A 7,735-nucleotide genomic window follows, 5' to 3' on the forward strand; every position below is an offset into this window, starting at 1 on the left:
CGGTTGGGCAGGAATTGGCTCAGGCGCTGAGACGCGACGAACACAAGGGACTGATTTATCCTTCCGTCCGCGCGCCAGGAGGGCGGTGCCTCGTCGTCTTTGACCCCGGATCTATCCAGAATGTTCGCCCAGCGGCCTCTTGGGATATTATTTGGGATGGGTCCGAGCATTATTCGATACACGGTGTATAACCGCATCAATCATCAAAGATGAGGGCGCGATGGCGACGCGACGTTGGATTTCTGTACCGTTTGAAGAGAAAGATGACGTGAAGAAGATCGGCGGCCGCTGGGACCCAAAGGCCCGACTTTGGTATGTCCCTGATGGGTATTCTATGGCTCCCTTCGCACCTTGGATTACATTCGACTGGTCTACGGCACCGGAGGTTTTGGTCTTTTACCCAACGAGCCAATCCGGCAAAGAGCATTGTGCCAAGATCAATAACCTTCCGGTCATGAGCGGCCGAAGCCAAGATATCTGGGAGATTTGCCTAAGCGGCAATGATCGTGTCGCCACGTGCGAAATGACGCACATTTGCTGGGGGGAAATCAACGAGAGCATCATGCACGGTGACGACGTCAGCCTTGCCGCATTAATCGAACACATCCGAAGAGCCATACTCAGCAGCCAAGATCTGATGCGATGCCACGCAATGTTGTGGCCCCTCGCGATGAAGCATGCTGCCACTATCCCCTGGATATTCAAGGCCCATACGGCAGCGGCTACGGATCAGGTTTTCGCGCCGGCTGTCAGCCCTTGAACCGTTGTCCAAATCTTTCAACCCATCGAGGACATAAAAGTGCACCGTTGTTCATTCCTCACCGCGCTTCTTTTTACGACATCGCTAGCCGCGCAAACCCCGCCCGCTGATCCGCCGGTGGCAAGCCTGCCGCTGCCCGACGTTGCGGTGCAAAGCCTATCATCGGCCCCTGGCCGTAACCAGGCACCGCGACCAACCGTTACAGCCGAGGATACGGAAGCGCCGGTGCGGTTTACGATTATCAAAAAGCGTTCCGCTGAAACGGTCGTTCAACCGATCGATGGGGGCAATGCGCAAGCAACGCGATTTATTGCGCCAGGCTCACCGCAAAGGGCAGACGAGCAACCAACGCCTGCGACTAACGTGACGCGCTTTGTCAGGCCGTAGCGCGTGTTTCTGTCACTTTCGACTAGTTTCCTATGGCGAAAGACCCGTTGCTCGGCTCGCCTGTGTCTAATTTTTGATGCAGCATCTCCCTAACCTTGTCTAGATCAGAGCGGTCTTTGGCGTGAATATGTATGGGTGAACCGCTGTTTAATTGAATTTCTACGAACATTTCTGTTTTTATTAGGACGTATGGCAGTATCATGATTATGCCGAAAGTTAGCATTCCGTAGCCAGCGGCGGAGTTTTCAATAATCGGGCCTGGAGCGGAAAGGAGCAGCAATGAGCCTACAACGAGGGGCCATATTTTACGCCGTTTCTGTCGGATTGATAACTTGCTGACATTATCAATAGGGATTGCGGTTCCATTTACGCTTATGCTGCGCGGATGGTATTCAATTACAGTGCGACCATTATTTAATTTTTATTGTCCTAAGTCAGCAAATATCATGATGCTTCTTTCATTCTATGTTAAGCAAAACACATATCTGATTACAGTCGGCCTGTTGCATACCCATAGCTGCGCAACATTAGCGTGTTTTTGACTGAGCTTCTCACTAAATTAGCGGTATCGGCGTCTCGCTGCAATCGCAATGACGGTCGGTGTCCTCGTGCTCTCCGCCGCAGCTAATGAAGCCAACGCGGCGGTGCGGTTCCCGATTCTCAAAAAACGTCCCATCGTGACGCCGGTCCAGCTCTGTAACGCCGGGCATCCGTCAACGCTCCGCCTTAGGTTGGCAGGCACATTATCTGAGGGGCAATCCCCCTCTACTTCTTCCACCAATGCGACCAAATTAATTGAAAATTCTCTAAGGAATAAAGAAAGTCAAAGGGATTAAAATATAACATCATATCGCGCCTGAGTGCCCAGTACAGAAAGACCCAGTAGCATGAGTCCCGGTTGAATCGCAGTGGTAATACTGCACTCTCCTGGTTTGGTTAATATTGATTTTAAACGATTATTATTATTGTATGCGGGCGTTTTAGTATTGTAAGCGACTACACCTGTATTTACTAACGACTCGTTAAATAAAGCCCTTGCGCCAGGGACACTGCGTCAGTATCGTGTTCCTACCTTGTTCGAAAACAAGGCGGCCGGGGCGGCCGCTTCCAACGGCACATCCCCGACCTAACCCCATGCACAGGGCTTTAGGACAATGCACGAGGCTGATGACGGCTATAAAGAGCCGGATAAACAGAATCAACCCGTAATACGCTTCGGCGACATTTGAGCAACCCGGTTGGAAGTGGGATTTGTAGTCGGAAGGGTTATGACCCTTACCCGACTGGGAGACGCTGCCGTATCGGTTGCCCTCTCGCCACGAAAAAATCGGCGCGGCCGCAAAGAGTTAGGAGCGAAGGCCACTGCAATGCAGGTCTGGTTCTTAGATAAGAATGCGCGATGGGCAATCAACAACATTAGCCCTAACCAGTATGTATCCATTGAATGCGACTTAGAACCTTCGGAAAACGGGATGGTTCGACTGATTGCGAGAGATGGTCTGGAATTTGTAACCGATGGCGAATGACCGTTCCCAATCGCTCATAAACAAAATCCTCCCTCTTATGGGGGATTTAGCGGAGCTGTATCGAGATCCCGACACCGTCGAACTGATCGTCAATGAAGACGGGCGGGTATGGCTAGACACGCTGAAGGAATCGTCGATTGATACGGGCCTCTTTATCCCTGAGGGGGCTCGCACCACTATCATCGAGTTGATGGCCGATTCGATGGGCGAACTCGCCAATCGCGACCGGCCGTTCGTCAGCGCGATTTTTCCAGAGAGTTTGGAGCGGTTCCAAGGGCAGCTCCCGCCCATGGTGCTCGCTCCGACCTTCTCTATCCGCATGCCTGCCCGTAAAGTTATTACCCTAGACGAGCAGGTCGCGCGCGGCACCCTAAGCCCAACCCACGCCGCGGTACTGCGGCAGGCCTTGGTCGAGCGCCGCAATATCATCATTAGCGGGGCCACGGGCTCCGGTAAAAGCACCTTCGCCAATAGCCTTTTGGCCGAGACCTGCCTGAGCGGGGATCGCCACGTCATCATTCAGGATCTGCCTGAACTGCGCACCGTCGCCAAGAATGCGACGATCCTATTCACCCGCGCCAGCAATCCCGTCATCACCGCGCAGGCGCTTCTGGTGATCGCGCTACGCCTGCGTCCAGATCGCATCCATATTGGCGAGTGCCGCGACGGCATGACCTTGCGCGAACTGTTTAAAGCCTGGAACACGGGACATCCCGGCGGTTTGACAACCTTGCACGCCGATAGTGTCGAAGACGTGCTCTACCGGGCCGAGGATCTGATTGCCGAAGTGAGCACGCAGATCCCGCATCGGCAGATTGCCCGGACGGTGGGGCTGATTGTCCAGATTGCTCGTACCCCCGAAGGACGACGGGTAACGGATATGATCCAGAACATCCAGTATGATCCAACTACGGCCCGTTACAGCTTTGATCGTATCGCCGCCTAGGGCATTGTTTCGCGGATACCGGGTAGACTACATATGTATTCATATTATTCCGATAATTTTTCGCTTGAATGGTTCATGTGGTTAATGCTAGACGGATTTATGCGTGATGCGTTCGAAGGCCGCAAGCTGGATGAGCACACGAAGTTGTGAGTGGAACCTACCGCGCCGTAAAATCGGAATCCGTGCGGGCCACAGCAGCGAGCAGAAACCACCGCAGGCGATAGCCCAAAGCGGCACATAGTGTTTCTGCCAATGTGACCCCCGCGCACGGCGTTTCCGTCCTCTGCGCGCCCACACTGCATTTCTCCCCAATACCCTGACACCCCAGGAGTATCCATGCTCATGCGCTCGCACCGCATGGCCTGCTTGAGCTTTGTTCTCTTGCTGGCCTGCGTATACCCGGACTCTGTCTTTGCCTCGACTGGCAGTGGCGACCTTCCTTGGTCCAGTCCCGGACAACGATTGGTTAATTTTATCAGTGGCGACTTCGTCCGCTGGGCTCTTACGGCAATTACCGTGATGCTCGGTCTCGGTTTTATGTTCGATGAAGACCGGATGCATAAATGGTTGGGGCGAGGGGCTCGCTACGTCATCGGCGGTTTTGCAGTAGCGTCAGTCCTCACTTGGGCTCTGCCGTTTTTTGGGGTTGGTGGCGGGGCTCTCCTTCCATGAGCGCTCACCGCGAACCCATTCGCCGCATTGGAACGGAGCGCATTCTCCTCATGGGAGTGCCGAGGGCATGGTATACAAAATACATCTTTATTCCTGTTACCTATTTCAATTGGTCGCAGGATAAGGTCGCCGGGCTTGTCGGTGCGCTCATCGTCTACGCCATGTGTCACACCGCAGCGTCTATCGCCGCGCGCTTTGACCCCTACGCCCTCGAAATCCTCCTCCGTGCCTGGCATCGCCGGCGCGTCTATCAGGCCTGAGCGATCATGGGCCTCGCCAATCTTCTCGCTTTTTCGCGCTCCAAACCGACCCCGCGCCAGAAGGTCGCCGATCTGCTGCCCTGGGCAGCGCTGGTCGGGCCGGGCACCGTGCTGTGCAAGGACGGCTCGTTTGTGCGCTTCGTCACCTATTCGGGGCCGGACCTCGATAGCCTTACCGATGCAGCGCGCCACGCTTTTAGTGCCCGTGTCGGGGCGCTGTTCTCGCGATTGGAAACGGGTTACGCCGTCTGGTCGGAGTTGCTGAAACACGAGGCCGAACCCTACCCGACATCAGACTGGCCGACTGAAGCCGCGCGTTGGATCGACGATGAATTTCGGGCGGCCTATGGTGGCGCGGATAATCGCTTCGTCAGCCGCTATGTGCTCGCGATCCAATATCTGCCGCCGCCGACCGTCTACAGCAAAATCCAAGCGCTATTTCTGGTGAACGCCCAGCATGAGGAGGCCAATTACGGTCATATCCTCAATCGCTTTCTCGAAACCACCGATGCTTGGCTGACCGCGCTGACCAAGAGCTTCCAGACGCTGCGCGTGATGGGCGATGACGAGGTTTTCACGTATCTCTCGGCAACGGTTGGCGAAGATTATCGCGAGCGCCGCCTGCCCGGCTTCGCGTCAGCCCTGGATTATCTCTGCACAACGGTCAATATCGTCCCCGGCTTGGAGCCCCGCATTGGCGAGCGCCACCTGCGCGCCGTCTCGATCCGCGCTTTCCCCGCTGAAAGTATGGCGGCGATGCTGGCCGGGCTTGATCATCTGTCGATGCCGCTGCGCGTTTCAGCCCGCTGGATTGCGCTGAGCCGTGGCGATGCCGAGAAGGCCCTCCAGAAGATCCGCACCAAATGGTTCTCGAAGCGCTTTTCCGCCAAACAATATCTCACCAACTCCATCGATCAGGCCGATTCGCCCCTGCAAAATCCCGAGGCGATGCTGCGAACGCAAGAAGCCAATGACGCGCTCGCCGATCTTGCACAGGCGCGCGCGGCGCAGGGGATTTTGACCTTCACCGTGATCGTCACCGGCAAAAGCCGCAGCGAGGCCGAGGAGCGCGCTAAAGCCGTTGTATCGGCCATGGATAGCGCAGGGTTCACCGCTCATGTCGAAAAACTGAACGTCTTCGAGGCTTGGCTCGGCACCCTTCCCGGAAACGCCAATAACAACGTCCGCCAGCCGGTTCTGAGCACGATGAATATGGCGCATTTTGCGCCTTTTACCTCGCTCTGGCCGGGTGAGGCGACCAACGGCCATTTAAAAGGCCCGGCGCTGCTCTATGCCAAGACCGGTGGCTCGGCGACGTTCCGGCTGAATTTGCACGTCTCGGATATTGGTCACACGCTCATCATGGGGCCGACCGGCGCGGGTAAATCCTACCTCGTCAATGTCCTCATCAGCAGTTTTCTTAAATACCCCGGCGCGCGCATCGTCGGGATCGACAAAGACGGCTCATCGCGGGCGACGACGCTGGCCATGGGCGGCCAATTTTACGACCTCTCCAATCCGCATTTTCCTGGGTTCCAACCGCTGCGGGATGTTCACCTGAAGCCGGTCCATGATTTTGCATTGCGCTGGCTGCGCCGGATCTGCAAAGCCGGGCTGAAGCGCGAGATCGATGCCAAGGAAATCGAAGCGCTGGCCAATGGGCTGACCTCCTTGCAAGAGATGCCCCTCGATGCGCGCACGCTCACGACCCTTCGCGCCTTGGTGCAAAATAACGACCTTAAGACCGCGCTCGCACCGTTCACGGGCGCAGGATCACAGGCCTACCTCTTCGACCGCACCGGCGAGGCGATCCAGGATCATTTTTGGCAGGTGTTTGAGTTTGGCGCGATCCACGGCGACCGCGACCTCAGCCCAATCGTGCTCGATTACATTTATCACCGGATGGAGCGGCTGTTTGCCGATAGCCGCCCGACGATTTTCTTCCTCTCCGAAGCCTGGATGCATTTTCAGGAGGAGGAGGAGGCCAAGCGCGTCAAACAGTATCTGGTGACGATGCGGAAGTTCAACGTGTCGATGGTCTTCGATACGCAAAGCCCCGACGATCTCCAGCGTAGTGTCATCGGGGCGGCGGTGTTCCAATCGGTCGCAACCACGATCCTGCTGCCCAACCCGAAAATTCTCGATCTCGCCGTGCGCCCGATCTACGAGCAATTGGGGCTCAATCAGCGCCAGATGGAGCGGCTGCAAGAGGCGGCTCCCAAGGCGGATTATTACCTGCTCTCCGCGCTCGGTGCGCGACTCTTCTCCCTGCCCTCGGGGCCGATTACCCGCGTTCTCTGCGGCACCACCGACCGTGCCCAGCACCCGCTGCTCGACCAGATCGAGGCCAGCGGCTCACGCCAACCTTTTCACCATCAATTGCTCGCCAAAAAAGGCGTGCCGCTGCCCAAGGGAGCCGCCGCATGACACGGACCTTCGCGCTACTGCTCTCAACCTCACTGATTTTAGGGGGCGTCGTTCCTGCCTTCCCGGCGATGGCGCAACTGAAAGTCTATGATGGCCAAAATCACGTTGAGAATATCCTCTCGGCCCTGCGTGCCTTCATTCAGATCCAAAACCAGCTCACGATGCTGACCCAGCAGAAGGGCGGGGTTGATCGGTTCCAGGCGCAGTTTTTAATCAATCAGGCCATTGGGATAATTCGGCAGTTGACGGCGGTGACGGATAGCCTTGGCGACCGGGCGACCTACGACGGTGTCTACGGCCCGATTGCCCCAGGGCAAACCGGCGTCGCGGTCGGCCAGACTTGGGATCAGCCTCGCCAAATCGGCCATGCGACGGCGGCAAACAGCTACGCGGTTTTACGTGAGCAACTTCGGCAGTCGCAGCGCCAAGCCGAGCAGATCCAGATCAATCTCGCTAACAGTAATGCTCAGGTTGGCGTGGTCGGGTCAATCCAAGCGGCAACCGAAATGCTCGGCACCTTGGGCGATCAACTCAATACCCAGCAATTGGTCTTGGCCCAGACACTGCGGCTTCAGAATGCCCAAGAAAGCCGGGCGCTCCAGGAACGCGAGCGCGACCTAGCCGCTTTCAAGATTCAGTCTGCGCCGTTGCGCGTGGAACTGCCGCCGTCTCGCTTAGGGGAGATTTTTAAATGAGCACTAAACCGCTCCCCCCAATTGATCTGCAAGAAGTTATCGTCCCATACCTGACGGGTGCT

8 protein-coding genes are annotated in these 7,735 nt (G+C 56.4%); all 8 read left to right on the plus strand.

The window, feature by feature from the left end; genetic code table 11:
* Positions 1 to 14: 14 nt before the first annotated feature.
* The 8 genes from ACIQ36_RS16515 to ACIQ36_RS16550 all read left to right on the plus strand — a co-directional run bounded on the left by ACIQ36_RS16515 (position 15) and on the right by ACIQ36_RS16550 (position 7,673).
* A complete protein-coding gene (locus ACIQ36_RS16515; protein WP_395831326.1) occupies positions 15 to 191 on the plus strand; it encodes an RES family NAD+ phosphorylase in 177 nt (58 codons plus the stop codon).
* Between the two features lie 29 nt (positions 192 to 220).
* Complete coding sequence (locus tag ACIQ36_RS16520) at positions 221 to 760, plus strand: DUF5710 domain-containing protein (protein WP_395831311.1); 540 nt, start codon at positions 221 to 223, stop codon at positions 758 to 760.
* A 39-nt stretch (positions 761 to 799) separates the two neighbouring features.
* Positions 800 to 1,147 (plus strand): hypothetical protein, encoded by a 348-nt coding sequence (locus tag ACIQ36_RS16525; protein ID WP_395831313.1) that lies wholly within the window; start codon positions 800 to 802, stop codon positions 1,145 to 1,147.
* Between the two features lie 1,563 nt (positions 1,148 to 2,710).
* Positions 2,711 to 3,619 carry an ATPase, T2SS/T4P/T4SS family gene (locus tag ACIQ36_RS16530; protein WP_395831315.1) on the plus strand — a complete coding sequence of 303 codons (909 nt, stop codon included), beginning with the start codon at positions 2,711 to 2,713 and terminating at the stop codon, positions 3,617 to 3,619.
* 336 nt (positions 3,620 to 3,955) lie between these two features.
* Entirely contained in the window at positions 3,956 to 4,291 is a 336-nt protein-coding gene (locus tag ACIQ36_RS16535; protein ID WP_395831317.1) for a TrbC/VirB2 family protein, read from the plus strand.
* Positions 4,288 to 4,551 carry a hypothetical protein gene (locus ACIQ36_RS16540; RefSeq protein WP_395831319.1) on the plus strand — a complete coding sequence of 88 codons (264 nt, stop codon included), beginning with the start codon at positions 4,288 to 4,290 and terminating at the stop codon, positions 4,549 to 4,551. The genes ACIQ36_RS16535 and ACIQ36_RS16540 overlap by 4 nt, the downstream gene beginning before the upstream one ends.
* A gap of 6 nt (positions 4,552 to 4,557) precedes the next feature.
* Positions 4,558 to 6,978: a helicase HerA domain-containing protein gene (locus ACIQ36_RS16545; protein ID WP_395831321.1), complete on the plus strand. Its 2,421-nt coding sequence runs from the start codon at positions 4,558 to 4,560 to the stop codon at positions 6,976 to 6,978.
* The gene (locus ACIQ36_RS16550) at positions 6,975 to 7,673 is read left to right on the plus strand and encodes a hypothetical protein (RefSeq protein WP_395831323.1); all 699 of its coding nucleotides are present in this window, start codon (positions 6,975 to 6,977) and stop codon (positions 7,671 to 7,673) included. Before ACIQ36_RS16545 ends, ACIQ36_RS16550 begins: the two co-directional genes overlap by 4 nt.
* Positions 7,674 to 7,735 lie beyond the last annotated feature (62 nt).

Origin of the sequence: Elstera sp. (assembly GCF_044372965.1) — a bacterium.
Lineage (GTDB): Bacteria > Pseudomonadota > Alphaproteobacteria > Elsterales > Elsteraceae > Elstera.